We start from the raw sequence: 24,630 nt of genomic DNA, 5'->3' as shown, positions 1-24,630 counted from the left end.
TACATTGCTACTGACACCAAAATAATCTATCAGGATACCGGCACAGCATGGCAGAAGGTGGGCGCCGTGAAGTGGGGGGATTTAGAGGATAAGCCGGCAAGCTTTACGCCGACCACCCACGGAAACGAGGCCCACGACCCAGACTTTGCCCTAGCTAGCGACCTTGCTGCACATTTGGCCGAAACTGTGCTAAAAACAAACAAAACAATCAACGTTCCAGCAGACTACCCAACTATCCAAGCAGCACTGGACAGTCTTAAATATACCTGGATACCATCGGATGTTACTGTAACAATCCAAGTCGCCGCAGGAACATATACCCACACTTCACCAATTATCATCAATCATCCTTGCGGTAATCAAATAAAGATTATTGGTGCAACACCCGTTACTACTACCTGCTCTGGCGTGGGTACTATTACAGGTAGTGCAGGTAACTGGAGTGTGCCAATCACTGTTGCAAGTTCAAGCGGCATTGCAGCGGGGGACTATGTCATCATCAAAGACACTACAGGTACAGGAGACCATTACGCTGTCAGGGGTGTTTGGAAAGTCATTAGTGTTGACAGTGCTAATCAAATTACAGTGCAGAATACCCACCGTGCGAGTGCCTTCCCGACAGCAACCTTGAGTGGCGGTAATGTAGTGGCGTTGAAGACTATACTGAAGTTTACAGGTTGTAAGGGGCTAGTTGTAGGACCGAATTCTGCTTTAGGGCTTTTGAATAATGTTGTCTTGGTCGGAGATGGTAGTGCTAATTCAGGGGTACTCGTCGGTAGGTTGAATAGCGATTTGAGCGTGCCTGGGCCCGCGTTTATCATATTAGGGAGCAATTTTGGCGTTAATGGCTTTGGGTCTGACGGCATATGGGCAGGATACGGAGGTATCGTTTCTGCATATCCAGGTGTACCTGTCAGTGGTAATGCGGGTAGTGGTTTTGCGGCAGAGTTGGGCGGCTCCATTTGGGCCAGCAATGCTGTGGCCAATGGTAACGGACAGCACGGATTCTGGGCGACCAATAACGGCGCCATTTGGGCTAGTTATAGCACGGCCAGCGGTAACTCGGCCTGTGGCTTTTGGGCAGGTCACGGTGGTTCCATTATAACTAGTTCCAGTACGGCCACGAATAATCAGGACATGGGAATTGCTGTAGTTAATGGTGGAACTATTTATGCTGCAACCTCTACGGTTTTTGGTAATGTTAATTCTGATTATTTCGCTTGGATATGTAGTTCTATTAACGCTGCTGGCTATAAAGGAACATCTACGTTCTCTCCAGCGGCGAATACGGTGGGTAATGCAAATGCGATTATCGTAACATAGTGAGGTGGTTAGTTTGATACTAGTACTAAAAGAAGGCAGGACTATAGCTATCCATACTGATGAGCAGGAGTTTGTTGTCGACCTCTATCCTGGGTGTGAAATTATCAAAGTGGCTAATGACGCTATAGAATTAACACGGGATAAGGAGGGAAGACTTACAGGATTACCAGAAGACCCGCGCTCTAAAGGGATACCTTGTATTGAATTAAAAAGGCATGGCTCTATTGAACAGCGGATAGCTGACCTAGAAGCAGCTCTGGCTGCTTTAATAGGGGGTGGTACCTTATGATGCCCATCTGGAAACGCAATATTTTTGTGCGGGTAATTAATAAACGTATGGCTGAAGAAGGAAAAACAGCAGAAGAAATATTAATGGAGTATCCGGCATTAATGCCAGAGGAAAAGCAAGAAATCTTAATGGAAATCAATAATCAATAGTAAAGCTGTTTGGGGCTTTATTTTGCTTGGAAGGAGGCCGGGCGGATGTCGGAAACAGATATTAGAGCAATATCGGATAGATTAAACGAAATGAGCCAGCGGCTTGCGAGAATTGAGGAAAGGCTTAGTATAGTGCCTTTATGCGGTTCGGACTGCGCCCGGGGCAAAGCAGCGGAGCTGGAGAGGCGGCTGGTAATACTGGAGCAGGACAAAAGCTGGATATATAAAACCATCATCGGCGCCGTTATCGGCGCTTTTTTGGCGCTTATTTTGAAAGGAGGGGCCTAAGGTGGAATACAAAATTATTACGCCGCAAATAAATTGGAAGGACCCGGCCGACTTAAAGCCGCTGGACAAGAAGGCGGTTATCGGCATTGCCCTGCACCACATGGCTAATCCCAAGTGGGGTTTTTGGGACGTACACCGGGCACACCAGGCCCGAGGCTGGAATGGCATTGGGTACAATTACTGGATTGGCTTTGACGGCACCATTTATCAGGGCCGGGGGTTTAATGTTGGGGCCGGCGTTTTGGGTCATAACGAGCAGCTAATCAGCATCGGCTTTCAAGGCGATTACGAGCATACGCAAACTATAATGCCAGACGCACAATTTAATGCGGGGGTATGGTTAATCGGCTGGTTGAAACAGCAAATCCCCACCATCCGCATTGTGCATGGACACAAATACTGGGCACAGACCGCTTGCCCGGGCCAGCATTTCCCGCTTGTAGAAATGGCCCTGGGCCGATGGAGAGGACAGCCACCGGCACCAAAACAGGAGGACCTTGCCGAGGCAGTTAAGGTGTTGCAAGCGCAGGGCATAATCAATAGTCCTGGCTACTGGCTTGATCATGCCCGGAAGGGACGACTGGTCGAGGGGGAATATGCTGGGACACTGATTGTGCGTATGGCAGAAAAGCTAAAAGGAGGGAAGTAACATGCTACCAATCGAACTGGTAATGGCTCTTACTGTAGGTTTTGTAGAAAGCCTTAAACAAACTGTACCTATTCCGAAACACTGGATATGGCTCGTTGTACTTGGCATTGGCGCTGGCTTAAATGCTGCCAATGCCTTTGCTTTTGGTGGGGATGTTATTGCAGCGGTCCGGGATGGGATAATTGCAGCTGCAACCGCCAGCGGGGTTTATGGCCTGGCTAAAGCTGCTATAAAAGGAGGCGGCGGAGATGCCGGCGGTAGGTAAGCAGAGAAACTGATTATACCAGTACCAGTTATTGTTCCGTGACGCCCGCCCGAAAGGGTGGGTTATTTTTTTATGGCAATAGCAAAGAAGAAATTATTTTTATCGCTTGTAAAATACTGAGGTTCATGGAACAATTCCCAGCCCTCAGCTTCCAGAGCCCTGAACTGGGCCATCACTTCATCTATTGTTTGACCACGAATTTTTCTGAACTCCTTGATTTCAGGGTCCGTCTTCTGCAGCATTTGCAAAAACGTATTCCCCTCAACATATTTTACCTGGCCCTTTAGTTGTTGCTTTCTTCTATTTAGTACATCCTCTTTCAAGTAGACTCCTTCCTTAATAGGAACTAGTATACCCTTGTTTTTGAGGTTAGAAAGGGCGGCCCTGCTAATTTTTAGTTCCTCCAGAACTTCACCAGTGGTCATGATGTTTTCCTGTATTAATTGTACAAGTTGGTTTCTGTCCATTTCCAGTCCCTCCTTGCAGATTATCGTTCCAAGTGCTATAATTTAAGCAGATGAGAAATATTAGTGTAGAGGGGAAGGGGATTAACCCCTGTCCCGCGGTCGGCTCTCTCGGTTACGGTTGCCAGCCTTCGAGAGAGCCTTCATTATTACTGGTGCGACTATATAGCGTATAATTGCTGTGACTGTTGCTGTGATTAGAATCTCGATTGCTTTTTCTACCACGGTCCCCACCTCCTTTCCAGGGGTGGTTCCCCTTTACAATTTTAGTATATCATACCACTTTACGAATGTCAATTGGTATTTTCGGAAAATTTTTCCTTCAGGAAGGGATTTACAACTATTTGTCGAAAAATATTATAACTGAGTGAGGCGAAAAGACTACTTACCAATGGGGGGAAGGAGTTGATGAGTAAGACTGTATTTGAAATTGCTTACGAAGGACCTGCAGTTGATGGCACAATGGATGTTCGCGAACTAGCTCCAGCACTTTTGGCATTAGGTGATTTAATTGAGAATGCAAATAGAGTAATTGGTGATCCGGAAACTCAGATAAGAGTTGTTGTTCGATCGAGTTTTGAGAAAGGATCATTCCAAATTACTCTAGAATTAATACAAACATTAACTGAACAAATTAAATTATTTTTAGAACTCCAAAGTGCAAATGCTCCTTCTATTAAGATATTGTCTTTTATAGGATTTATTGCTGGAAGCGGAATCTCTTTGCTCAGTTTGCTAAAACATCTTCGTGGAAGGCCAATAAAAAAAGCAACTATTCTTGAGAATGGTAAAGTTCGACTTGAATTAGATGGAGAAAATGGTCAATTTGATTTAATTGAGGTTGATGAAAATGTAATCCGTTTATATCGTGACTATTCAGTACGCAAAAATCTACAAAAAGTATTGAGCCCCCTCGAGAGAGAAGGTATCGATGGGTTTTCTGTGAGAAAAAATAAAGAAGTAATAGAGGGGATATCGAAAGATGAATATAACTATTACATAGCACCAGAACCAGTTTCAGAAGAAAAGTCGATTACTAACACCAGAAAAACATTTGTAAATATAGTAGAAATTGCTTTTGAAAAAGGACTAAAGTGGCGATTTTCAGACGGGGATAATAAATTTTATGCTATAATGGATGACAAGGAATTTTTAAATAGAATAGAAAAGGGCAAAAAGTTTGCTAAAGGCGATGTTCTTGAAGTAATATTAGAAACGACTCAGATAGCAACAACATCAGGTATTAAAAATGAACACAGGGTGGTTAAAGTGATTAATCATATTACTCAATATAATCAAATATCGCTACCGTTTGATGAATAAACCGATATAATCTGAGACCCCCGGCCCTCCGGGGTTTTTTTTGTTGCTACTGGTGACAGAAAGCAACAAAAGCAGGCATAAGCCTGCTTTAAGTTTAGAGTATATTTACCGCCCCATGGGGGGCGGTACCATCCAGCAAGGCGATCCGCAGAGCGGGGATGACCACGCCATCCAGGGAATTATTGTCGGAAGAACAGCAGTGAAATTCTACTTCATACCCCTGTTCCAGCATGGCTTCACCAATACGGCGCATGAAGGTGGACTTACCGACCCCGGGGCCACCCTTGATAACGAAAATGCGGGTAGCATCGGGTTCAATCATGTGATGATAGAGAGAATAGAAGCCCTGACAAGTGTTCCCACCCGGGAAAAGACGCCGTAGAATTCCTTTGTTCACTCTCGAACCTCCCTAGTTGTTTTGGGCTTTTGCCCTAATAAATATATATGATTTTTTTAGGCAAGTGTGCATAGAAAATTTACAATTATCAGTTTGCCAAGATAGAATTCTGGTTTTGATTGTTCATTTGATCATCATTCATTGAAGCTCCCTTCCTTTAAATTTCCGTGCTTAACCGGCGCACGTTGCCGTAGTTTAGGCATAATAAAACCACCCTTGCATTTTAGCTTGGGTGGTTAAAGGCTTATAAAAATACCACCTCAACCGCATTGGTTGGGTGGTTTGTCAGTGAAATATCACTTTGATTCTTGTCGCCAAGTCTTTAATTGATGTTCCGTCTATTTTGTAGTTATTTAAAAACTCTTCAATAGTGTCATACTCTTCCTCAGTTTCCGGTTTGTTATACTCACAAATATAGATTTTATCATAATACAAAAGCGAATAATGCTTGTCATTGTGTTCAAACTCAATCTCACGTACGGTTTTTAAATCATCAATAAACTCATCTAAACTATTATAAACATCATACATCTTAATCACTCCCGATATCTTTGACACTTTCCTTTTCTGTTTCTGTCAATTCTCTAAGTTTTTCACTCCGTTTCCCTTCTATCCAATCATGAGCATGAGGGACAATTGGATGAGCCTTCGGGTGCCCATGGTCTGTTAAATCAATATCAACTTTTGCATTACCTTTTTCATCATATAACCTCCGTTGAACCACTTTATTTAACGTAGGATGTAAAGCATCTATTATCGCATTTTCAAAGGCCTTTTTGGGCAACTTGTTGCCTTTGATAGTAATTATACCACTTACCTCATCAATTTTCACTATGTTCTTTATGTTCAAGTTTTCAAGGTATTTATCAAGTCCCTTTAAATAATGTTTATCGATATTGTTTATCTTGTCACCTACTTTTTCATAGCTCTTTTTTAACTTTTCAGCAGCTTTTAGCCTTTCTATCAATGGGGCTTGCTCATTGTAAAGCACTTCCCTTGCCCGTCGTCGGTTGGTGGCTATTATCACAGCATCCCGCATTTCTTTGTATGCTTGCTTTTCTTCTTCGCTTCGCGGGTCTTTGGTAAGCGAAGTATTGCTGTATTTCTGCACCTTATCCGCATCTGGGTCTAATTCTCTTACATAAGGCTGTAAAGTATGCCGACAATTCGGATGAATTGGCGGCCTGTATTCATCCGTCAGCTTTGGATAGCGTTTATCTTGGCCGGAGATGCTAAATACCTTGCCCTGGAGCGGAGCACATTTTTCGCAGGTTGGATAATGCGTTGTTATCTTCACCAAATCAAGCCCCGCTTCCCGGCAGGTATTTATCGTGGCCGCGCTAGCCGCTTCCCTGGTGGTAGTCCTGGCCACCATCTCAGCGTAAGAGTCCAACCTCCATTTTCTGCCCAGCTTGTCCACAAAAGCAGTCTGTCCCTGGTCAAGCAGCCGCTGGATTACCCGCTGTTTCATGTCCTTTATCGTGGTACCGCTGGCCATTTTGCGTCCGGCTTCTTCAAGGGCAACGCGCCTGAATTCGTCATCAATTCGCCGTCCTATAAACTGAAAGGAATCGTGCATACTCATGAGGTGAAGAAGCCTGTATCGCGCCGTCTGTTTTTAATGGCAGCAGGCCACACCCTGTTAGGAGTACTGCTGCCGGCGGGATTAAAGGCGGTAGCTACTGAACCAGTATATCAGCAAGTTGACTGGGAACAAGTCTGGGCGGGGAAAGAATGGGGATATGTTGTCGATGTGTCCCGTTGTATCGGATGTGCCCGCTGTGTGCTGGCCTGCAAACTAGAAAACGGGGTACCGCTGCAAGAGCCAGTTAACCAGGGACAAGTCGGAACTGATGCTTTTTTATTATGGCCGACAAACCTTACATGGATCATAGCCGGCTTTGATAGCCTGTTCCCGGCTGTTAAACCATACGCGATGGCTGGGACTGATTTTTTGGGCCCATTTACAGCTGGGATAATGAAACTTCCGGGAATTAGAATTACCCAAATAGGATTTTCTGCTAACTGTGGGGGAAGATACCCGGCTCGTTCCGGTCTTTTCCGTAATCCCCCAGAGGCCTTTGTTTTGGTTGCGGGCTTCCCGCTGTAATTTGACAAACAGGTCAGCATATTTCACATTGGGAGGAACGGTCATGACCTGGGCATAACCATTCTGCAGCAGGATAGCATTGAACATCTTCTTCCGGACTTCCGATTCCCGGGTGGAAGCGGGTTTTTCCAGCCAGACATAGGCCAGGAGGCGACCATATTTGTCCCGTTTTTCTACATCGAATTCCAGGAAAACTTTACGGCCTTTTAAGGCACTGGTAGTATATTTTTGGGCAGCCTGGCCATAGGGTTGTTCCTTGATGCCCAGCTCGGGATGGGCGATTTCAGGAGTATTGACCCCGATCATCCTTACCCGTTCATTTTTACCGTTAAATAAAACATGAATAGTATCACCATCAGCAATGGAAACTACTCTGGCAGGTGTAAACTGCTGGTTCCCGCTAAAAGCAAAGCTAAATGGCAGCAAAAGCAGTAGAAGGAGAAAAATAAATCTCTTCTTGGATATCAAATTCATAGCGTAACACCTCCGCTAGTTTTATTATACATATTTATTAATTTGTTTAAAAGTCATTGCCGAGATTAGTGTCGTAACAAAACTTTACCTCCTGAGCAATATTCTCTATAGGAATATGTATTTTCCTGTTTATATAAACTAAGCTCGTAAAATGCTTTGCTCAATCTAGAAGAAATTGGAGGGTTAAAAAATGGCAAATAGATTGGCAACTGAGAAGTCACCATATTTATTACAACATGCTCAAAATCCGGTTGACTGGTATCCCTGGGGTGAGGAAGCTTTCCAGCGGGCCCAAAAAGAGGACAAGCCAATCTTCCTATCTATTGGGTACTCAACTTGCCACTGGTGTCATGTCATGGAAAGGGAAAGCTTCGAGGACGAGGAAGTGGCGGAAATTCTTAACCGATACTTTGTTTCCATCAAGGTGGATAGAGAGGAGAGGCCTGATGTTGACCAGGTCTATATGACTGTATGTCAGGTTATGACCGGACAGGGCGGTTGGCCCTTAACTATTATTATGACCCCGGAGAAAAAACCATTCTTTGCAGGCACCTATTTTCCCAAACAAAGCCGGCATGGCATGCCAGGGCTGGTGGATATACTGCAGCGAGTAGCGCAACTGTGGCAGGAAGAACGGGAACAGTTACTGGAAACAGGAGACAGGATAGTAGAGGCTATACGACAGGAGCAGCCGGAAGGGGAGACAGAAGAATTGAAGACAGCTACATTTGAAAAAGCCTTCCAGCATTTTTCCCGCTCCTTTGATCCGGACTATGGTGGATTTGGGCCTCCGCCCAAATTTCCCACTCCGCATATAGCCGGTTTTTTGTTGCGTTACTGGCGGCTAATGGGTGAGGAGAAAGCCCTGGCGATGGTAGAAAAGACCCTGGAAGCCATGTATTTAGGGGGAATTTATGACCATATCGGATATGGGTTTAGCCGTTATTCCACAGACCGTTACTGGTTAGTACCCCATTTTGAAAAAATGCTTTATGATAATGCCCTTCTGATTTATCTTTATTCAGAAGCCTACCAGTGTACCAGTAATCCCCGTTATGCCCGGATTGTTACCGAAATAATTACTTATATCTTGCGGGAGATGACCCATCCTGAAGGGGGATTTTATTCCGCTCAGGATGCTGATTCGGAGGGGGAAGAAGGCAAATACTATGTCTGGCAACCGGGAGAGGTCATAAAAATCCTGGGGGAAGGGCGGGGACAAGCCTTTTGTCAGGCCTATGACATTACGGTTAAAGGCAATTTTGAAGGGAAAAACATCCCTAATTTAATCAAAAGCGGATGGGTCGATGGGTTTGAACAGGAGAAAGAAAGATTGTACCGACATCGGCTACAGCGCATCCCTCCTTATAAAGACGATAAAATCCTGACGGCCTGGAATGGGTTGATGATAGCTGCCTTAGCTTTTGCCGGCAGGGTATGGCAAAAAGAGGAATGGACTGGAGCTGCGGCTAAGGCAGTCCAATTTATCTATTGCCATCTTTTCCGGGAAGATGGTCGGCTATTAGCCCGCTACCGGGAAGGAGAGGCGCAGTATCCTGCTTATCTTGATGATTATGCCTTTCTGACCTGGGGGCTACTGGAACTTTATCTTACCACTCTCAAGTCCGAATACTTGCAAAAGGCGGAAAAGCTGGCTGAGGAAACAGTGGATTTGTTCTGGGATAATACCAGTGGCGGCTGTTTCTTTTACGGCCACGATAGTGAAGAGTTATTTCTGAGACCCAAAGAAGTGTATGATCATGCCCTGCCGGCGGGCAACTCCGTAATGGCTTATAACTTCTGGCGTCTCTGGGCCATAACCGGTCAGGAAAGATGGCGCGATCTGCTGGATAAACAGCTGAAGGATTTTGCTCCAGCTGTTAACAGGGTGCCGATGGCTGCTACCTTTTTCCTGCAGGTTTGCTGGCTGGAAGAACAAACTCCCCTGGAAGTTACCATAAGTGGGCGACCGGAAGAAGCGGAAATTAAGACCTTGATTTACCAGCTTTCCCGGCGTTTTCGGCCGGAACTGGTGATTACTATTAAACCCGAGGACAAGCCTTTGACTTACATGGTGTGTCACAAGCAGGCCTGCTGGCCGCCGGTTAATAATCTTGAAGAACTGCTAAAAATGCTGGCCGAATAATAAAACCGCCCCCGGCTTCTGGGCCGCGGGGCGGTTGCCTGTTATACCGGCAGTCCTAAGCCCTGTCGTTTGTTATTGATATGCTGCTCGATCTCACTGGCTACCTGAACCGGGTCATCGCCAAGTATAACCTTGCCACCGGTCAGCTGTTCCACATCCTGGGTCAGCAGCTGGACCAAACGGGGTGCGCCGGTAATAAAGGGCGTGGGTGACAGGTGCGTGATGGTACCATAGGCTACGGCAAAGAAGCCGTCGATGGTGGCCTTTTGCTCCATCCATTCTGGTGCGGTAACGGCGATGGGAAGTTGCGGTACATCCACCTGCAGATGTTCGGCCAGGGCTGTTACCAGCATGGAGATACGGCCGGTATCGGTACAGGTGCCAAAGGGTAAAACCGGAGGAATCTTCAGCAGGTTACATACTTCCTGCAGCCCCTGACCTGCCTGGCTGATGGCATCTAGATTGCAGAGGCCTGCTACTTCCAGACCGTGTACACCGCAACCACCTGCTACTACCAGGATGTCCCGCTTGATCAGTTCTTTAGTAAGACCTACGGTAGTGGTATCATGGGGTCCATTGCGCAAGGTGGTACAGTTGACCAGAGCGACAACACCTTTGAGTTTGTTGGCCTTGATTACATCCACCAGGGGATCCAGGGAGTTGCCCAGGGCCTGCAGCACGGCCTCAGTGGAGAAACCGGCAATGGCTTTCTGAGTTTTTAGCGGTACCCTGGCAGTAATCCCCCTGTTTTTTCGAGCCTTGAAGTTTTCGATGGCCAGATCGATGACGCGGTTGGCGATATTGGTCGCTTCGATGGGTTTATAATCCAGGGCATGGTGGAGACCGGGCAAACGCACGATGGTATTGACACTGATCAGAGTGAACTGATATTTTTCTGCATATTCACCCAGGTGCGGAGGTGAACAGTTTTCTTCCATGACGAAGGCATCAACAGTACCGGTGGCCAGTAATGGTTCAATGGCCAGCCAGTTGCCCATCAAGCCCACAAAGACATCATCGACCGGGAAACGCTGAATTAATTCCTGGCCGGTTTCGATAGAACCGACAATCCGTAAACCCCTGGCGCCGGCGGCTTTGGCCTTGTTCTGGATATCGGCACTGCGGGCCAGCTGCAGGGTAGCGGCACCGATCCAGGGCTGATGGCCATTGAAAACGATATTGACATAGTCGCCATCCATAATGCCCAGGTCCACATTGACTTCATGGGGCATAGGAGTGCCATACAGGATATCCTGGACCATTTCCAGACCGATCTGAGCGGTGTAGATGGTGGCTATTCCCAGCCGCAGGGCTTTTTTGGCCAGAGAAACATAATCCCCGTCGACATTGGTTAAACAGCTGGCTACGGCATCCTGAATTTCGTAAACTACACCAGCGGGATAGATGGCCATTTTTTTCCAGACCTCTTTGCGTTTGCTGGGTGCGAATTTTTCTACCATGATACTGGGGCTATCATGGTCTTTGTGCTGTTCAGCCAGGAGGAAATCAGCCAGCTGGGCAGCCATGGCGTTTATGTCCTGGTTGGTATTGATGCCAACAGTTTCACAGAACCAGCGCAGTTTGTTCTGGTCGGTGATGGTAAAGGGGGTCTTGCCTTCAGCTGTGGCTTTCAGGGTTTTGAAAGCCCAGTAGGCATGGTGTCCGTAGGTAGCGGCACCCATGATATTGCGCAGAAGCATATTGCGCATGGCCATACCATCACCATCGATACCACAGACCCCCCGGGTAATCCCGGCTTGCTCACTAATACGGCAGGGTCCCTGAGTGCAGAGGGTGCAGCTCAGGCCTTGCAGACAGAATTTGCAGCGGATTTTTTCCATGGCCTGATAGCGGTCGAAAACAGTGGTGAGGTTGTCTTCACGGATTTTTTGTACCATTTCCTCTACCGAGTCGTGGTAGCTGATTCTGGTATCTGTCATAAACCCACTCCTTTCCTGGATTGCTCTACAATAGTTTTTACCCGTGGTTTTTTTCTATGCAGGATGGTATGATAAAACATGAGGTGATTTAAGGATGTGGGTAGCACTGGGCGATTCCCTGACCTATGGCTTTCCCTATAGCCCCCGGGAGTCCTGGGTGGCCCGGGTGGCGGAGGAACTGGGGATACAGATTGAAAACAGAGGGATTTGTGGAGATACGCTTACTGATATGGCCACACGTCTGGAAAAGGATGTGCTGGGATATCAGCCCAGTCATTGTCTGGTACTGGGAGGAACCAATGATGTTTACCAGCTGCACTACCGTTTCCAGAGAAGCTGTCAGGCCTTTATGCAGATAATTGATGGTTTGCGCCGGCATAATATTATCCCCCTGGTAGGTTTGCCCTTACCGGTAGAAGAGGCAGAAATCAGTGCCCGCTTGCAGGAATTGCTGGCCTGGCAGCGGGATTTTTGCACGGAGGAAGGTATTATCCTGATTGACTTCTTTGCTGCCTTTCAAAGACAGGGCGGTATCGCTCTCTTGCCCGATGGGGTTCATCCCGGACGGGAGGGTTACCGCTTAATGGCTGAAACTGCTCTGGCTGTTTTACGGCCTTTATTCAAGGAGGAACAAAGTCGATGAAAATTTACTGGCAAGGACAGGAACCCATCAACGCAGAAGTAGTGCTAGATCTGTTAAGAGCAATTTATGGTGAAGTGGAACTATTGCCTGGGCCTGCCGGGGCAGATCTGTGTCTCTATCTCAGCTTTGAGCGGGAAGGGCAACAGATAAGGGTACAAACGGAAATCTGCCAGGAGGGACAATCAGAACTGGTCTGGCTGGAGCGCGAGCTGCACCGGGCAGAAGAAGATTATAACGGCCTGCGGCGGATTTGCCGTCTGGCCCTCCTTGAGGCCCTGTTGCCTTTCGCTGAAGCGGGCAAGCTGCCCTGGGGGGTACTGACTGGAATCAGGCCCACCAAAATCGTACATCGGATGCTGGCGGCCGGTTATCAACCCGGGGAAATTCGGGATTTGTTGCAAACCGGTTATGGCCTGACAGCAGAAAAGGCAGGGCTGTTGTTGCAAGTTGCACTGAGCCAGCGTCCCCTGCTGGCAAGACAGGAGCGGGAACAGAAGCGGATCGGGATTTACATAGGTATTCCTTTTTGTCCTACCAAATGCCTTTATTGCTCCTTTCCTTCTTATCCCCTGGCGCGCTGGCAGAAGTGGACGGAACCAGTATTAGCGGCCTTATTGAAAGAGATGGCGGCACTAGGAGAACAGGTCAGAGAGCTGGGGCTTACGGTGGAATCCATTTATGTCGGCGGGGGTACGCCCACTTCGCTGGATGCCCGGGAGCTCAGGCAGTTGATGACCGGCATCGAGCAAGCTCTTTTGCAACCGGGGACAGAGGAATTCACTGTGGAAGCAGGTCGGCCTGATACTATCAATAGAGAAAAATTGCAGTTGTTGCGGGCAGCCGGGGTTAACCGCATCAGTATCAATCCGCAGACCATGAATGAGGCAACCCTGCAGAAAATCGGCCGGGCCCATACTCCTGAACAGGTGGTGGAATGTGTCCGGCTGGCCCGGCAAATGGGCTTTCCGGTTTTGAACATGGATCTGATTATCGGCCTACCGGGCGAGGGGCGGGAGGAGCTGGAAGCTACCCTGGCCAGCATCAGGGAGCTGGCCCCTGAAAATCTGACAGTCCATACCCTGGCCTTAAAAAGAGCCAGCTTGCTGGCAGAGGCAAAACGGCAGGGGCAGAGCCTGGAACTGGCTTCGGCCGAAGAGGCGGAAGCGTTGCTGGCCCGGGTTTACCGCTATGCTGAAGAAGAGGGGTTAGAACCCTATTATCTCTACCGGCAAAAACACATGGTAGGTGCCCTGGAAAATGTGGGTTTTGCAGTGCCGGGTAAAGCCTGTCTTTATAACATCCAGATGATTGAGGAAAGACAAACAATCCTGGGTCTGGGCGCAGGGGCAGGTTCAAAGTGGGTAAGACCTGATTACACTTTAGTCAATACCTATAATCCGAAAGACCCCATTGCTTATCTAGAACGCATTGATGAGGTGATTGTGCGCAAAAAACAGGCATTACAGGAGTTGTTTGGCTAGCATACCGGGTAAACCCCGGTATTTTTGTTTGAAAATTGAACAAACCAGAGTATTGTAAAAAAGATTCTGACATGTTATTATAGTTATTGCCTGGCAGGCAAAAAGAGGAGTAAAAAGAAATTTCAACAAAGGATGGTTAAATATGTCGAAAAGGCGCTCTTTTTTCTGGCGGGAAATAGTGAAATATGTCGCATTCCTGCAGCTTTTGTCGCTAAATGGTATCGCCTGGGCAGCTAAAAGTAAAAAAGCTGAAATGCTGACAGGGGAAATCCAGGATATCTGGGAAAAAGTCAGCAGTCTATCCGATATCCTGATGTATCTCGGGGCTTTCGGAGCCATTCTGGGACTGGGGGTAACCGGAATCAAACTGACAATGGGTGGCTGGAGTCCGGAGAATTTGCGAAAATGCAAGACCAGCGTGATTGTCGTAATGCTGGGGTTATTGCTGGTTGTGTCCAGCCGGGTCATGGTCGGAATTGTATATAATGCTGTGAAATAGGTGACCGGCATGGGCCAGATGAGGCGAAAATGGAAATTGTTGTTTACTGGTCTCTGTTTCATCTTTATACTCTTGAGCATAGCCAGTAAATCGCAGGCAAATCCTGCAGCCGGTGGGTTAGCAAAAGTTATTAGCGCAGCTGCCCCTGTTGTCGGGGAGGCAGTGGCCGGTGCAGTGATCGACCAAATCATCAGCAAAATCTCATCAGATCAGGGCCTCACACCGCAAGAAGCTACCTTGCTTACCTCCTACATCCTTTCAGCTATCCTGCTCGAAGCTAACCATCAGATCGTAGCTTTTATCCAGAGCTATTTAAGCTATCAGCAGTATGTCTTCTCGGACAATGGCTGGTTACAGCAATGGTGGACAAGCTATTTGCTAATCGTCAATTTACTGGCTGTATTTGTCCTAACTCTTTACGGGGCGGCCCTGCTCTGGCAGGCGGGATTACAGGTTATGGCAGCGAAAAGGTCTTTGAAAGAATTGATTCCGCGCCTTTTATTTGGCCTGCTGCTGGCCAATGGTATTGTGGCTCTGGTGGAAATGGTTTTACGGCTAAATGGTGCCCTGTGTCAGGGATTATTTAATCTGAATGCTGTCGGTGGGGCCCTGCAGCAGCTCCTGCCCGGGCTGAAGGTACAGGAAGGGGTTAACATCAACCTGGTTTTGCTGGTTCTTTATGCTATTGGCAGTACATTCGCTGCAGTTGTGATTATTTTGCGCCTGGCCATGATCAATTTGCTCACTTTGCTGGCACCGGTAGCGGCTTTGCTCTGGATTTGGCCGCAAACCCAGCACTTTTTCTGGAATTGGTTAAAAGAACTGTTAACCTGGGTTTTCAGTCAGCCTCTGCAGCTGTTAATTTTAACGGCCTTTGGTACAGTTATATTTCGCTCGCCTCAGGCTATTTCCCAGACACTGCTGGGGATAACCCTGTTTCTCTTCCTGGCAGCAACACCCTTCTGGCTGCGCAAGCTGGTAGCCAGCACTATCAAGGATAAGGATGAGGTTGAGCATGAACAGGCATTACACCTATAAAATTCCGCGCAACATGAATCATCCGGACAAAGTCTGGTCCAACGGTACCCACTATATTTCCTGGTTTGATGTTATCCTGAGTTTTGCCGGGATTTTGCTGATTTTCGCCCTGACCTATCTGGTCAAAAACATTCTGGTTCTTGTATTGAGTATTTTTCTGATTATGCTTGTCTGCGGGGTACTGGTTTTCTGGAAGCCCCGGGGCTGGCCGCTATATAAAATAGCCTTGCTATTTCTGATTGATAAAATGCGTCCAGCAGTTTGGGGGGAAGGGGAAAAATATGCCGGCAAGTATTAAACAATTGCTGGGTATAACCAGGGTAGAGGATGAGCTTGTAATTTTATCCAGGGATAGATATCGGGCTATTCTGGAAGTTCAACCTCCCAGCCTGGGTCTTTATGATTGGGAAAAGTGCCATCAATTTGATCTGGCTTTTGCCCGCTTGATGGACGGCTTGAACTTTCCGTTACAAATTCTGGTTCGTCCCGTGCCGGTGGATCTTTCCAGCCTGGAGGAGAAATTGAACCAGCTCCTGGCCCGGGAGTTCATGGAATCGAGGATCAAATTGCTAAAAGCCTATGCGCGCTGGCTCTATCAGGCTGTTCAGCAAAAACAGGTAGCAGAGAAAAAAATCTATCTGATTCTGGGCTGGGATGCGGTCCAGGTAAGGGAAGGGGCTTTGCAGCAGGCCCGGGAGGAATTGGATGAACGCTGTCGGCTGGTTCAGCAACTGGCCCGGAAAGAAGGAATCGGTATAAGACGGCTGAATACTATTGAAATTTTTGATTTTCTTTACCGTTGCCTTAATCCGGGTCTGGCAGAAAGGCAGGAAATAGAGTGGCAAAAATTTTTAGCAGATGGCAAAAAGGAAAAACCATGGATAAAACTGAAGAAACCATTGACTTAACCCGGAAATCCAGACCTGAAACCCAGCAGGATCCTCTTCCGATGCGCCTGCTGTTACCTTCGGCTGCAGCGCGCCACAACCAGCTGGCTGGCACCATGGTGATTAATGGTTATTATCAGGCGCACCTTTATTGCCTAGCTTTTCCTTACGAAGTGCCCATCGGCTGGTTACAACGGCTTTTCCGCTGGTCTGGACCTTGCTGGCACAGTCTGCACCTTGTCCCGCTGGATCGGTTGACCACCATGAAAAAACTGGCCCGTCAGCAGGTGAATGCGGGTTCAACCCTGGAAAATGCCCGCCGCAAGAACTATTTACTGGATCCAGAAGAGGCCGTGGTTTTCCAGGATGCTGAGGAGTTGCGTCATAGTCTGGTGCGCGGGGAACAGAAGATGTATCAGCTCTCCTGGTATGTGGCTGTTCAGGGGGAGACGGAAGAAGAAGTAAAAAGCAGCCTGCGGGATGTGGAAGCCGAACTGGGCAGTGCCGGTATCATCAGCCGGCGGGCTATCTGGCAGGCACCGGAAGCCTGGCTATCCGTCCTGCCCCTTGGCCTGGATCTATTGCAATATCAGCATACTTTCACATCAGAGGCACTGGCAGCCATCAATCCCCTGCATGTTCCCGTAGGTACCGGTTATACCGGAGTGGTGCTGGGCATTGAAGCCAAAACCGGTAAGCTGGTGGCCATAGACACTTTTGCCCTGACCAATGCCAATATAACCATTATGGCCATGAGCGGTGCCGGCAAAACTTATTTGACCAAAACCCTGATCACCCGGGAACATTTCTGGTATGGCAATGACCTGATTGTTATCGACCCGGAAGATGAATACGGCACCTTGATCTCTGAACTGGGGGGAGAACTGGTCAGACTGGATCTGCAACAGGGAGCGGGGATCAATCCCCTGGAGCTCTGGGGAGATAGTGAAGGCAATGGGCTGGCCGAAAAGATTGAGTGGTTGCTGGGCCTGTTCAGCTTAATGCTGGGGGAACTTGGTCCGGTTCAAAGAGGATTACTGGAGCAAGCCCTCATCAGAGCCTATCAGGCCCGCAGCACTATGCCCCTGAACCGGGGGGCAGCTATTGGACAAGAAGAGATAGTTATCGTTGGCAAGAAAAGACGCCAACCCCTGTTGACTGATGTTTATCAGCAGCTGGCTGAAATGGAAGATCCGGAAGCCCGCATCCTGTGTCAGGGACTCTATCGCTGGGTTTATGGAGCTGTAAATCTCTTTAACTGCCATACTGACCTTAATCTCAAAAACCCTCTGGTCTGTTTTGTCCTGAAGGGTCTGGATCAGGAGGAAGTGAAGGCAGTGGCTGCTTATGTAATCGCTGGCTATTGCTGGGGTAAAATGAAACGCCAGCGGGACCAGAGAAAGATCAGGCTGGTACTGGATGAGGCCCATTTACTTTTGAAATATCGGGATACCGCCAGCATTATGGCCCGCTTTGCCAGGCAATGCCGCAAGTATAATGCCGGTTTACTTACCATCAGTCAGAATGTGGATGAGTTTTTGCTTAGCGAGGAGGGCAGAGCGGTTGCCCTTAATTCTGCCGTGCAAATTCTCCTGCGCCAGCATGAAGCTGCCCTTGACCAGGTCAGTCAACAGTTTTGCCTGACCGATTTTGAGCGGGAATTCATCCAGCAAGCAGGGCGGGGGGAGGCCCTGGTGCGGGTAGCTATGACTGATGGTATGCAAAAGTATGGAATTAATGTGGTGGCCAGTGAATATGAACATGAAATTTACTGTTCTCGGTAGCCAGCAACGCTGGCTGGGCTCTTTCTTGCTGGTTCTGATCCTGGGGTTGCTTATGTTTTTAGGGGTTTATATCTGTATTTTCTGGATACTGCTTGAGGCCAATGGGGTAACAGTGAAACTGGAATTTCCTACTGTCAGGGAACAGATACAGTGGGAGGAGGTGGGTAAGGGGCAGCTACTGGGCAAATATGTTTTTCCTGTGCTGGGTAGCTATAACTACAGCGATTCCTGGGGGGCACCTCGCAGTTTTGGTGGTGAGCGACAGCATGAGGGCACTGATATTTTTGCTCTCTGGGGCACTCCATTAATTGCCGTTACCGATGGTCTAATCGAAAAGCTGGGCTGGAATACTTATGGTGGCTGGCGTATCGGCTTACGCGGAGAAGATGGAATCTATTATTACTATGCCCATCTTTCTTCCTATGCTGCAGGGATTTATCCGGGGAAAAGGGTAAGCAAAGGAGAAATTCTGGGGTATGCAGGCAACTCCGGTTATGGACCGGTGGGAACGACCGGGCGGTTTCCGCCCCATCTTCACTTTGGCATTTATATTGATGGACAGGCTACCAACCCCTATCCATATTTGAAAATGTGGGAAGGAAACAGGTGACATGGTGGTGGAGAAAAGTTTTCTAAAAAAGAATCTGAGTTTGGTGCTGGCTATATTATTTGCTCTTGTGAGCTTTTTGTTATTGCAAAAATACGTTAATAGTATGATTCAGCCGGAAACTGCCGTGGTAGCTACCAGGAATATAAAATCCGGTGAGCTCTTTAGTGCTGATTCGGTGAAAGTGGAAGAAATACCCCGAAAAGGGGTCATCCCCGGTGTGATCCGCAATCCTGGCGCACTGGTAGGAAAGAGAGCTGCTTACCCTCTTCTGGCCGGTCAGCAGATCAGTGAAACCGCCGTCAAGTCAGGGCAGGGCGAGCTTCAGGTCGGACCGGATCAAAGGGTGGTTGCGATCAAGGCCACTCTCACCAATTCTCTGGGCGGGAGATTACATAAAGGGGATAAGGTGGATATTTTTGTGCGCTGGCAGGATAAAAACAGTGGGCTGGTGTACAGTCAGCCGTTGCTCAGTGGCATTACCGTACTGGGGGTGCTGGATGATCAGGGGCGGGACTTTGAGCAGAGACAAAAAGACGTGCTGGATAAGGGTGGGCGCCTCATGCCTGGTGCAGTGCTTTTGGCAATAGAACAGAAACGGGTAGCTGAGGTTTTGCGTTATGAGGTCCTGGGTGAACTGGTGCTGGCTGGCAGTACCCGCCTGGAGTGAGGGAGGGATGAAGTTTGCGCATCATGCTGGCTACCGGTGATGATATTCTGGCTCCGGTGATTACGGAAAGAAAAGACTGGGAACTGGTTGGGTTGGCCTTATTTGCTGAAGATGTGCTGGAGCAAATCAAGCTAACCGGGCCAGATCTGGTGATTATAGCAGATGAGCTGGATCCTCATCTGCGTACCAGTAAGAGGATCCGGCTGGAATATCCGGATCTGCGCCTGATCTATATCATTACCGATGAAAATAACCCTGTTACTTCTGATGACCTGCTAAAAATGGGCATTTACGATATTCTGCCTGGTGTCTTTAAAAAGAAGGATTTACTGGATTTGATTGCTAATCCCAGGAGCTGGCAGGATACCGTCTCGGCGGAGCAACTGCTGGAGCAACTGGTGGAAGAACCCGGGGAAGAAGCCCCAAAAGTTACTGAAATGATGCCAGCACCAAAACTGGTCTACAAGCAAAAAATTCTGGTTTTCTGGAATCCCAAACCCGGTACAGGGAAAACCTTTCTGGCCAGCGGGGTAGCATTGGCACTGGCGCAAAAAGGACTGAATGTGGGGTTTCTGGATGGGGATTTAAATAATCTGTGTGCTCCCTACTGGCTGGGGGTGGAAAACAAACAGTTTCCCTTGCACAAAGCTATTCGCTCGGGAGAAGAAAGCCGGATTCAGGCTCTGGGGCAGCCCCATCCCCTCTGGCCTAACCTTATTATCTACAGCGGGACGATCTATTGCCGACCTGAAAGTTACAGCCAGTTTGAACCGGAACAGTTTCGCTCTTTTATCAACAGAATGAAAAGCTGTTTTGATGTCATCATAATTGACACTGCCAGTGACTTAAAACTGGTAAGTACATATATCGCATTACAGGAAGCCAGTGAAGTTATTATTCCGGTGAATCAGGACTATTGTCAGTTGCTGGCCATCAAACGCTACTTGCAATTATGGCAGAGGTTGAATATGGATAGTGGGAAAATCTACTACTGGCCTAACGGAATCAATGCCGCTGTTAAACCGGCACTTTCAACCATGATGGAAATATTGCCCGGTCGCTGGGGCAAGCTCTTTCCTGACCTGGGCAGTGAAATATTTGAGCACTTGCTGGCCGGTGAGCATCCCTGGTTTAAACTGAAGGAAAAGGAGGCGAGCTGGGAGGAAAATCTCAGGACTCTCTTTCCAGCCTATCAGCCTCAGCCAGCAGGAAGAGGTGGTAGATTATGGCCATCGTTGATCTCCTTACCGAGCTGGCCAAGGCCAGGCTGGAAAAAGCTGATACCGAAGGAGAATTAACGGGATATAACCGTTTACTGAATGAGGTAAAGGATTATTTGCTAAAAAATCACAGCCAGCTGGTAGGACTTTCACTGACTGACCGGGAGAAAAAACAGGCTGTTGCCCAGATCATCCAGGACTATTTGACTGGAGAGACAGGCTATTTACTCCCCGATCTGGAAAAAATCAAACAGTATTGTATCCAGGAAATTTGCGGTTATGGACCGCTGGATGACTTGCTGGCCAATCCTGATATCAATGAAATCATGGTTAATAACTATCAGGAAATCTATATTGAAATAAATGGTCAGATTCAGAAAACCAGTCGGCAGTTTGCTTCAGAAGAACAGCTAATCAATGTAGTGCGTAAAATTCTGGCTCCGGTGGGAAGAAGCCTGGACCTGGCCAATCCCTATGTAGATGCCCGTTTGGCTGATGGCAGTCGCTTAAATGCGGTTTTGAGCCCCATTGCTGTGCACGGAACCTGTGTTACCATCAGAAAGTTTCCGGTGCGCTTTTATACCCCGGAGAATTTGCTGGAGCTGGGGACTTGCAGTCGGGAAATGCTGGATTTTCTACGAGAAGCAGTGAATAACCGGGCCAATATCCTGTTGGTCGGCGGTACCAGCTCGGGCAAGACCAGCACTCTGCGTTCCATCTGTGCCTATATTCCATCCCATGAACGGCTGGTTACCATTGAAGACGTGGATGAGCTGAAGCTGAAGCAGCTTCATCCCCATGTAGTCAGCCTGGAAGCCAGAAAAAGCAAGGAGTTCCCGATTACTCTTTATGATCTCTTACTCAATGCATTGCGCATGCGGCCTGACCGCTTGATTGTCGGGGAAGTGCGAGGCAAAGAGGCCCTGGAACTGCTGGAAGCGATGAATACCGGCCATGAAGGCAGTATGGGCACTTTGCATGCCAATAATGCCTTGCAGGCAATTCAGCGGCTGGTATTGATGATATTGCGTAACAGTATGGATTTGAATCCAGAACTGGTGATGCGTTTGGTCTGTCAAACCCTTGATTATATCGTTACCATGAAGAGATTGAGTAATGGTAAAAGGGTGATGCTGGCAATAACTGCTGTCAGGGGCTACCAGCAGGGGGAACCCTGGCTGGAGGATGTCTTTTACTTCGAGGAGGACAGATTTTATGCTGCTAGCAGCTGAGCTGTTTTTGGCCGTTTCGGCTTGTTTGCTGGTCTGGTGGGCTTTTCGTGAAAATGAACTTGAGTTAATTGCCACCCTTTACAGGAAGCTTCCCAAACAGGTAGTTCTGGTGCTGGGTGGGGTACTGCTGGGAGCTGGCGTTGGTTTTTTGAGTGGAAGCAATTTCATTATTATTCTTCTGATTTTTTGTGGTGGAGCATTGCCCTATTTCTTTTATCGTAAACAGTTGATTCGCCAGCAACAACGGCTGGTAGAACAGATGGTAGCTTGCCTTTACCAGCTGGCTTCTTTATATGGGGTCTGTAATAATGTCTATCATGCTTTTGTGCAGACTGCCCAAACAGCTCCTGAACCGCTGAAGTCAGTCTTGCAGGAATTGCTGGCTGACTGGGAACTGGCCGGCTTGTCCACAAATGAAGCTATGGCCCGATTGGAGGAACGCATTCCCCATGATGATGTTCGTTTCTTCTGCCGCATTATTAGCCTGGCAGAACAGACAGGGGGAAACATCAAAGACATCATGTTACAGGTGCCAGAGTCCTTACAGGAACGACAGCTTTTAAGGGAAGAGGGTATGGCGGAACTAAAAGGTTATATCGCCCAGGCCTGGCTTTTAATCTTACTGGTACCTGGCTTTTTGTTGACCTTTTATCTATTGCAGCCTGAATTCATCTATTTATTAATGGATACTGCCCTGGGTAAGGGAGCTCTTTCCCTGGTGCTTTTTATAACTGCGCTGGCGGCTTATCTGGTAGACAGGGTGGTTTCCCCGCAGGAATGGGAGGATATGGCACGGTGATAAAGCTGCTAATTGCTTTGCTGGCTTTGGCCAGCGGCTGGCTGGTTAAAACCATATTAAAAAAAATCCTGACAAGCTATAACTCCAGGGAGCAAAAACGCCTGGAGTTGATCCAGCGCATAGGGTTTCTGCCCTCAGAGGAAAAGGATTTGACTACCAGATTGATGGAAAAATATTTGCTGTACTGGTATAAGCAGAGATTAAACTGGCTGGGCGGAGAACTGCAACCTGCCTTGCTGCGGGAAATAAAAAGAACTGCCGGACTGGGGTTGTTAGTGGTTTTTACCGGTATCTTACTGGCCATATTTAAACATAAAGTTTCCATACTGATTTACTGGACGGGGATGGGGATATTGCTCATTCACTGGCCTCTTATAAAAAAGCGCCGTGTTTATTTGCGCCAGCGGCAACAACTACAACGGGAAATGCCCAATTTAATTGATGGGGTCAGGGTTTTGCTGGGAGCGGGGTTTAGCTGTGCCCAGACTTTATCCTACTGGAAGCGCTTTGCTGGCCCTGCCCTCTTACCTTACCTGCAACAGCTGGAACAGGAGGCTGATTTGGAAGGGCTGGAAACGGCCTTAACCAGATTTGGTACCAGGGTAAATACCGCCCCGGCACAGGTACTGGTTTCCCTGTTGCTGCAGGAAATGCGCGGAGGAATAGATATAAGGGCAGCTGTTGGCCAGTTATCCGGTTATCAGCGCAAAATACGCTGGCAACAACTGCGGGGAGAGCTGAAGAAAAAACCGGTGTACCTGGCCTTGCTGGGAGCTATCCTCTTTGCTAATTTGTTTATCTTAATTGGAGTGCCGACAGTACAACTGATTTTACGAATACGACAGCTTAACTGAGATAAAGGAGGCGTAGGGAGTGAACAGGAAGTGGCAAAAACTGCTTTGCGAACGCGGGGATTTCGTGCAAAATGCTTTATATCTGGCCCTGGTGGTGATTTTTGGGATAGGAGTGCTATCCGCTTTTGGCCAGGAAATTGTGCAGCAATTTCAGGCCATCATCGACAAATTTGCCGCCACCCGTCCCCGTTAGGGCAGAGGGGTAGTGCTTATGTGGAGCTAGTCCTGGTCTTGCCAGTACTGCTGTTTTTATTGTTTGCCATCCTTGAAGGCGGAATCCTCATGGGGGTGGACAATTCCCTGGTTTCGGTTGTGGATTATGGCATCAGAGCAATGGCGGTAGAAGGGGGAATGACAGAGGAGATTGAGGAAAAGGTCAGACAACAGCTCAACTTGAGAGGGATCGATCCCGACCAGGTGAGAATAGAAGCCAGCTGGCAGCCGGTTCAGTTTCAGGAGGAGATTTTTCTGCGCCTGCACTATGATTATCCCTTGCGCTTGTTTGCTATCGAGGATGTACTGGAAATAACTATCCCGCTCAAGGCGGAAACGGTGGGAATCAGTGAACATGTTTTTCGTTGAGGAAAAAGGGACCAATACAGGCTGGCTGGTGCTGTTGCTGCCAGTTTTACTGCTGTTACTGGGCTGGGTTACGGATATTTCTATGTTATATATTGCCAGTAACCAGCTCCAGCATATCGCTGATAAAGCAGGTGAAGGAGCATTGACCACTTCCATAATAATGAATGTAATCCAGGAAGAAGGAACCATAAAGGTAGACCCTGTTCAGGCAGAAGAAAATTTTCAGCGGCTTTTGACTGCCAATGCCGAGCGCGAGGGCTGGGTTTTTACTGATGTTAAGCTGACCAGGTTGGAAATAGAACCGGAAGGCCCGCCCCGGCTGAGCTGTCGCCTGGAAGGGGAATACAGGCCAGTTTTTATGGGTTTCTGGCGAGAAAAAGTAACGCTGGGGGTAGAGAGCGAGGTTGTACTGGAGGATATACCTTGATGTAAACAATTTGACAGACAGGCTCTGAAAAAGTGGTATAATATATACGAACAACTTCACAACCTCCCAACACAACCTCTAACTTTTCTC

Annotated in this window: 29 protein-coding genes and 1 pseudogene; 24 read left to right on the top strand and 6 right to left on the bottom strand. The window is 47.9% G+C overall.

What is annotated here, in order from left to right; all coding sequences use genetic code 11:
- From ULO1_RS14725 to ULO1_RS07410, 6 genes are all read left to right on the top strand, one after another.
- The coding region (locus ULO1_RS14725) for a hypothetical protein (RefSeq protein WP_159446848.1) at positions 1-1,323 on the top strand (1,323 nt) is incomplete at its 5' end.
- A gap of 13 nt (positions 1,324-1,336) precedes the next feature.
- Entirely contained in the window at positions 1,337-1,612 is a 276-nt protein-coding gene (locus ULO1_RS07425) for a hypothetical protein (RefSeq protein WP_079933287.1), read from the top strand.
- A complete protein-coding gene (locus ULO1_RS14720; RefSeq protein WP_159446824.1) occupies positions 1,609-1,761 on the top strand; it encodes a hypothetical protein in 153 nt (50 codons plus the stop codon). The genes ULO1_RS07425 and ULO1_RS14720 overlap by 4 nt, the downstream gene beginning before the upstream one ends.
- Positions 1,762-1,806: 45 nt before the next feature.
- Positions 1,807-2,049, top strand: a complete 243-nt coding sequence (locus ULO1_RS07420) for a hypothetical protein (RefSeq protein ID WP_079933286.1) — start codon at positions 1,807-1,809, stop codon at positions 2,047-2,049.
- Position 2,050: 1 nt separating this feature from the next.
- A complete protein-coding gene (locus ULO1_RS07415; protein ID WP_079933285.1) occupies positions 2,051-2,698 on the top strand; it encodes a peptidoglycan recognition family protein in 648 nt (215 codons plus the stop codon).
- Between the two features lies 1 nt (position 2,699).
- Entirely contained in the window at positions 2,700-2,963 is a 264-nt protein-coding gene (locus ULO1_RS07410; RefSeq protein ID WP_079933284.1) for a hypothetical protein, read from the top strand.
- A 62-nt stretch (positions 2,964-3,025) separates the two neighbouring features.
- On the opposite strand, the gene ULO1_RS07405 is transcribed toward ULO1_RS07410, so the two are convergent.
- Positions 3,026-3,430: a type IV toxin-antitoxin system AbiEi family antitoxin domain-containing protein gene (locus ULO1_RS07405; RefSeq protein WP_079933283.1), complete on the bottom strand. Its 405-nt coding sequence runs from the start codon at positions 3,428-3,430 to the stop codon at positions 3,026-3,028.
- 405 nt (positions 3,431-3,835) lie between these two features.
- Between ULO1_RS07405 and ULO1_RS07400 the strand changes: the two genes are divergently transcribed.
- Entirely contained in the window at positions 3,836-4,750 is a 915-nt protein-coding gene (locus ULO1_RS07400; protein WP_079933282.1) for a hypothetical protein, read from the top strand.
- A gap of 115 nt (positions 4,751-4,865) precedes the next feature.
- Here ULO1_RS07400 and ULO1_RS07395 read toward each other — a convergent pair.
- The 4 genes and pseudogenes from ULO1_RS07395 to ULO1_RS07380 form a co-directional block, all read right to left on the bottom strand.
- Positions 4,866-5,147 (bottom strand): annotated as a pseudogene (locus tag ULO1_RS07395) (ATPase); the annotation flags it as partial.
- A gap of 285 nt (positions 5,148-5,432) precedes the next feature.
- Positions 5,433-5,678 (bottom strand): hypothetical protein, encoded by a 246-nt coding sequence (locus ULO1_RS07390; RefSeq protein ID WP_079933280.1) that lies wholly within the window; start codon positions 5,676-5,678, stop codon positions 5,433-5,435.
- A gap of 1 nt (position 5,679) precedes the next feature.
- Positions 5,680-6,726 (bottom strand): phage minor capsid protein, encoded by a 1,047-nt coding sequence (locus ULO1_RS07385; RefSeq protein WP_278308216.1) that lies wholly within the window; start codon positions 6,724-6,726, stop codon positions 5,680-5,682.
- Between the two features lie 285 nt (positions 6,727-7,011).
- Positions 7,012-7,731 (bottom strand): thermonuclease family protein, encoded by a 720-nt coding sequence (locus ULO1_RS07380; protein ID WP_079933278.1) that lies wholly within the window; start codon positions 7,729-7,731, stop codon positions 7,012-7,014.
- 190 nt (positions 7,732-7,921) lie between these two features.
- Here ULO1_RS07380 and ULO1_RS07375 point away from each other — a divergent pair, with 190 nt between their 5' ends.
- On the top strand, positions 7,922-9,877 hold the full coding sequence (locus ULO1_RS07375) for a thioredoxin domain-containing protein (RefSeq protein ID WP_079933277.1): 1,956 nt from the start codon (positions 7,922-7,924) through the stop codon (positions 9,875-9,877).
- Positions 9,878-9,918: 41 nt separating this feature from the next.
- Here the strand turns inward: ULO1_RS07375 and cooS are convergent, their stop codons facing one another.
- A complete protein-coding gene (gene cooS, locus ULO1_RS07370) occupies positions 9,919-11,817 on the bottom strand; it encodes an anaerobic carbon-monoxide dehydrogenase catalytic subunit (RefSeq protein WP_078664535.1) in 1,899 nt (632 codons plus the stop codon).
- A 94-nt stretch (positions 11,818-11,911) separates the two neighbouring features.
- On the opposite strand from cooS, the gene ULO1_RS07365 reads away from it, so the two are divergent.
- From ULO1_RS07365 to ULO1_RS07295, 16 genes are all read left to right on the top strand, one after another.
- The gene (locus ULO1_RS07365; protein ID WP_079933276.1) at positions 11,912-12,460 is read left to right on the top strand and encodes a GDSL-type esterase/lipase family protein; all 549 of its coding nucleotides are present in this window, start codon (positions 11,912-11,914) and stop codon (positions 12,458-12,460) included.
- The gene (gene hemZ / locus ULO1_RS07360) at positions 12,457-13,941 is read left to right on the top strand and encodes a coproporphyrinogen dehydrogenase HemZ (RefSeq protein WP_079933275.1); all 1,485 of its coding nucleotides are present in this window, start codon (positions 12,457-12,459) and stop codon (positions 13,939-13,941) included. The genes ULO1_RS07365 and hemZ overlap by 4 nt, the downstream gene beginning before the upstream one ends.
- Positions 13,942-14,083: 142 nt before the next feature.
- Positions 14,084-14,440, top strand: a complete 357-nt coding sequence (locus tag ULO1_RS07355) for a hypothetical protein (RefSeq protein ID WP_078664538.1) — start codon at positions 14,084-14,086, stop codon at positions 14,438-14,440.
- Positions 14,441-14,458: 18 nt separating this feature from the next.
- On the top strand, positions 14,459-15,478 hold the full coding sequence (locus ULO1_RS07350; protein ID WP_159446847.1) for a type IV secretion system protein: 1,020 nt from the start codon (positions 14,459-14,461) through the stop codon (positions 15,476-15,478).
- Positions 15,456-15,776 carry a hypothetical protein gene (locus tag ULO1_RS07345; protein ID WP_079907926.1) on the top strand — a complete coding sequence of 107 codons (321 nt, stop codon included), beginning with the start codon at positions 15,456-15,458 and terminating at the stop codon, positions 15,774-15,776. Before ULO1_RS07350 ends, ULO1_RS07345 begins: the two co-directional genes overlap by 23 nt.
- Positions 15,760-16,386: a hypothetical protein gene (locus ULO1_RS07340; protein ID WP_078664541.1), complete on the top strand. Its 627-nt coding sequence runs from the start codon at positions 15,760-15,762 to the stop codon at positions 16,384-16,386. Before ULO1_RS07345 ends, ULO1_RS07340 begins: the two co-directional genes overlap by 17 nt.
- Positions 16,317-18,149 (top strand): VirB4 family type IV secretion system protein, encoded by a 1,833-nt coding sequence (locus ULO1_RS07335; protein ID WP_143312012.1) that lies wholly within the window; start codon positions 16,317-16,319, stop codon positions 18,147-18,149. The genes ULO1_RS07340 and ULO1_RS07335 overlap by 70 nt, the downstream gene beginning before the upstream one ends.
- Positions 18,121-18,759, top strand: coding sequence for a M23 family metallopeptidase (locus ULO1_RS07330; RefSeq protein WP_159446846.1), 639 nt, complete (start codon positions 18,121-18,123; stop codon positions 18,757-18,759). The genes ULO1_RS07335 and ULO1_RS07330 overlap by 29 nt, the downstream gene beginning before the upstream one ends.
- A 7-nt stretch (positions 18,760-18,766) precedes the next feature.
- Positions 18,767-19,426, top strand: a complete 660-nt coding sequence (gene cpaB, locus ULO1_RS07325) for a Flp pilus assembly protein CpaB (protein ID WP_159071914.1) — start codon at positions 18,767-18,769, stop codon at positions 19,424-19,426.
- Between the two features lie 23 nt (positions 19,427-19,449).
- A complete protein-coding gene (locus ULO1_RS07320; RefSeq protein ID WP_242946682.1) occupies positions 19,450-20,724 on the top strand; it encodes an AAA family ATPase in 1,275 nt (424 codons plus the stop codon).
- Entirely contained in the window at positions 20,652-21,878 is a 1,227-nt protein-coding gene (locus ULO1_RS07315) for a CpaF family protein (RefSeq protein WP_078664546.1), read from the top strand. Before ULO1_RS07320 ends, ULO1_RS07315 begins: the two co-directional genes overlap by 73 nt.
- Complete coding sequence (locus ULO1_RS07310; protein ID WP_159446643.1) at positions 21,862-22,677, top strand: type II secretion system F family protein; 816 nt, start codon at positions 21,862-21,864, stop codon at positions 22,675-22,677. The genes ULO1_RS07315 and ULO1_RS07310 overlap by 17 nt, the downstream gene beginning before the upstream one ends.
- A complete protein-coding gene (locus ULO1_RS07305) occupies positions 22,674-23,531 on the top strand; it encodes a hypothetical protein (protein WP_078664548.1) in 858 nt (285 codons plus the stop codon). Before ULO1_RS07310 ends, ULO1_RS07305 begins: the two co-directional genes overlap by 4 nt.
- A 19-nt stretch (positions 23,532-23,550) precedes the next feature.
- On the top strand, positions 23,551-23,724 hold the full coding sequence (locus ULO1_RS14715) for a hypothetical protein (protein ID WP_159071912.1): 174 nt from the start codon (positions 23,551-23,553) through the stop codon (positions 23,722-23,724).
- A gap of 20 nt (positions 23,725-23,744) precedes the next feature.
- Positions 23,745-24,113, top strand: a complete 369-nt coding sequence (locus ULO1_RS07300; RefSeq protein WP_159071911.1) for a DUF4320 family protein — start codon at positions 23,745-23,747, stop codon at positions 24,111-24,113.
- A complete protein-coding gene (locus tag ULO1_RS07295; protein ID WP_078664550.1) occupies positions 24,100-24,540 on the top strand; it encodes a pilus assembly protein TadG-related protein in 441 nt (146 codons plus the stop codon). The genes ULO1_RS07300 and ULO1_RS07295 overlap by 14 nt, the downstream gene beginning before the upstream one ends.
- Positions 24,541-24,630: the final 90 nt, after the last annotated feature.

Origin of the sequence: Carboxydocella sp. ULO1, from assembly GCF_002049255.1 — a bacterium.
Classification (GTDB): domain Bacteria; phylum Bacillota.
This window is presented reverse-complemented; position numbering and strand designations above follow the sequence as displayed.

What these genes read in the sequence shown, in the direction of transcription:
- ULO1_RS07345 (WP_079907926.1), top strand. Translation starts at nt 15,456, where the DNA reads ATGAACAGGCATTACACCTATAAAATTCCGCGCAACATGAATCATCCG.
- ULO1_RS07410 (WP_079933284.1), top strand. Translation starts at nt 2,700, where the DNA reads ATGCTACCAATCGAACTGGTAATGGCTCTTACTGTAGGTTTTGTAGAA.
- cooS (WP_078664535.1), bottom strand. Translation starts at nt 11,817, where the DNA reads ATGACAGATACCAGAATCAGCTACCACGACTCGGTAGAGGAAATGGTA.
- ULO1_RS07310 (WP_159446643.1), top strand. Translation starts at nt 21,862, where the DNA reads ATGCTGCTAGCAGCTGAGCTGTTTTTGGCCGTTTCGGCTTGTTTGCTG.
- hemZ (WP_079933275.1), top strand. Translation starts at nt 12,457, where the DNA reads ATGAAAATTTACTGGCAAGGACAGGAACCCATCAACGCAGAAGTAGTG.
- ULO1_RS07420 (WP_079933286.1), top strand. Translation starts at nt 1,807, where the DNA reads ATGTCGGAAACAGATATTAGAGCAATATCGGATAGATTAAACGAAATG.
- ULO1_RS07355 (WP_078664538.1), top strand. Translation starts at nt 14,084, where the DNA reads ATGTCGAAAAGGCGCTCTTTTTTCTGGCGGGAAATAGTGAAATATGTC.
- ULO1_RS07340 (WP_078664541.1), top strand. Translation starts at nt 15,760, where the DNA reads ATGCCGGCAAGTATTAAACAATTGCTGGGTATAACCAGGGTAGAGGAT.
- ULO1_RS07380 (WP_079933278.1), bottom strand. Translation starts at nt 7,731, where the DNA reads ATGAATTTGATATCCAAGAAGAGATTTATTTTTCTCCTTCTACTGCTT.
- ULO1_RS07295 (WP_078664550.1), top strand. Translation starts at nt 24,100, where the DNA reads ATGTTTTTCGTTGAGGAAAAAGGGACCAATACAGGCTGGCTGGTGCTG.
- ULO1_RS07350 (WP_159446847.1), top strand. Translation starts at nt 14,459, where the DNA reads ATGAGGCGAAAATGGAAATTGTTGTTTACTGGTCTCTGTTTCATCTTT.
- ULO1_RS14720 (WP_159446824.1), top strand. Translation starts at nt 1,609, where the DNA reads ATGATGCCCATCTGGAAACGCAATATTTTTGTGCGGGTAATTAATAAA.
- ULO1_RS07365 (WP_079933276.1), top strand. Translation starts at nt 11,912, where the DNA reads ATGTGGGTAGCACTGGGCGATTCCCTGACCTATGGCTTTCCCTATAGC.
- ULO1_RS07330 (WP_159446846.1), top strand. Translation starts at nt 18,121, where the DNA reads ATGAACATGAAATTTACTGTTCTCGGTAGCCAGCAACGCTGGCTGGGC.
- ULO1_RS07315 (WP_078664546.1), top strand. Translation starts at nt 20,652, where the DNA reads ATGGCCATCGTTGATCTCCTTACCGAGCTGGCCAAGGCCAGGCTGGAA.
- ULO1_RS07385 (WP_278308216.1), bottom strand. Translation starts at nt 6,726, where the DNA reads ATGCACGATTCCTTTCAGTTTATAGGACGGCGAATTGATGACGAATTC.
- ULO1_RS07390 (WP_079933280.1), bottom strand. Translation starts at nt 5,678, where the DNA reads ATGTATGATGTTTATAATAGTTTAGATGAGTTTATTGATGATTTAAAA.
- ULO1_RS07405 (WP_079933283.1), bottom strand. Translation starts at nt 3,430, where the DNA reads ATGGACAGAAACCAACTTGTACAATTAATACAGGAAAACATCATGACC.
- ULO1_RS07375 (WP_079933277.1), top strand. Translation starts at nt 7,922, where the DNA reads ATGGCAAATAGATTGGCAACTGAGAAGTCACCATATTTATTACAACAT.
- ULO1_RS07400 (WP_079933282.1), top strand. Translation starts at nt 3,836, where the DNA reads ATGAGTAAGACTGTATTTGAAATTGCTTACGAAGGACCTGCAGTTGAT.
- ULO1_RS07320 (WP_242946682.1), top strand. Translation starts at nt 19,450, where the DNA reads ATGCTGGCTACCGGTGATGATATTCTGGCTCCGGTGATTACGGAAAGA.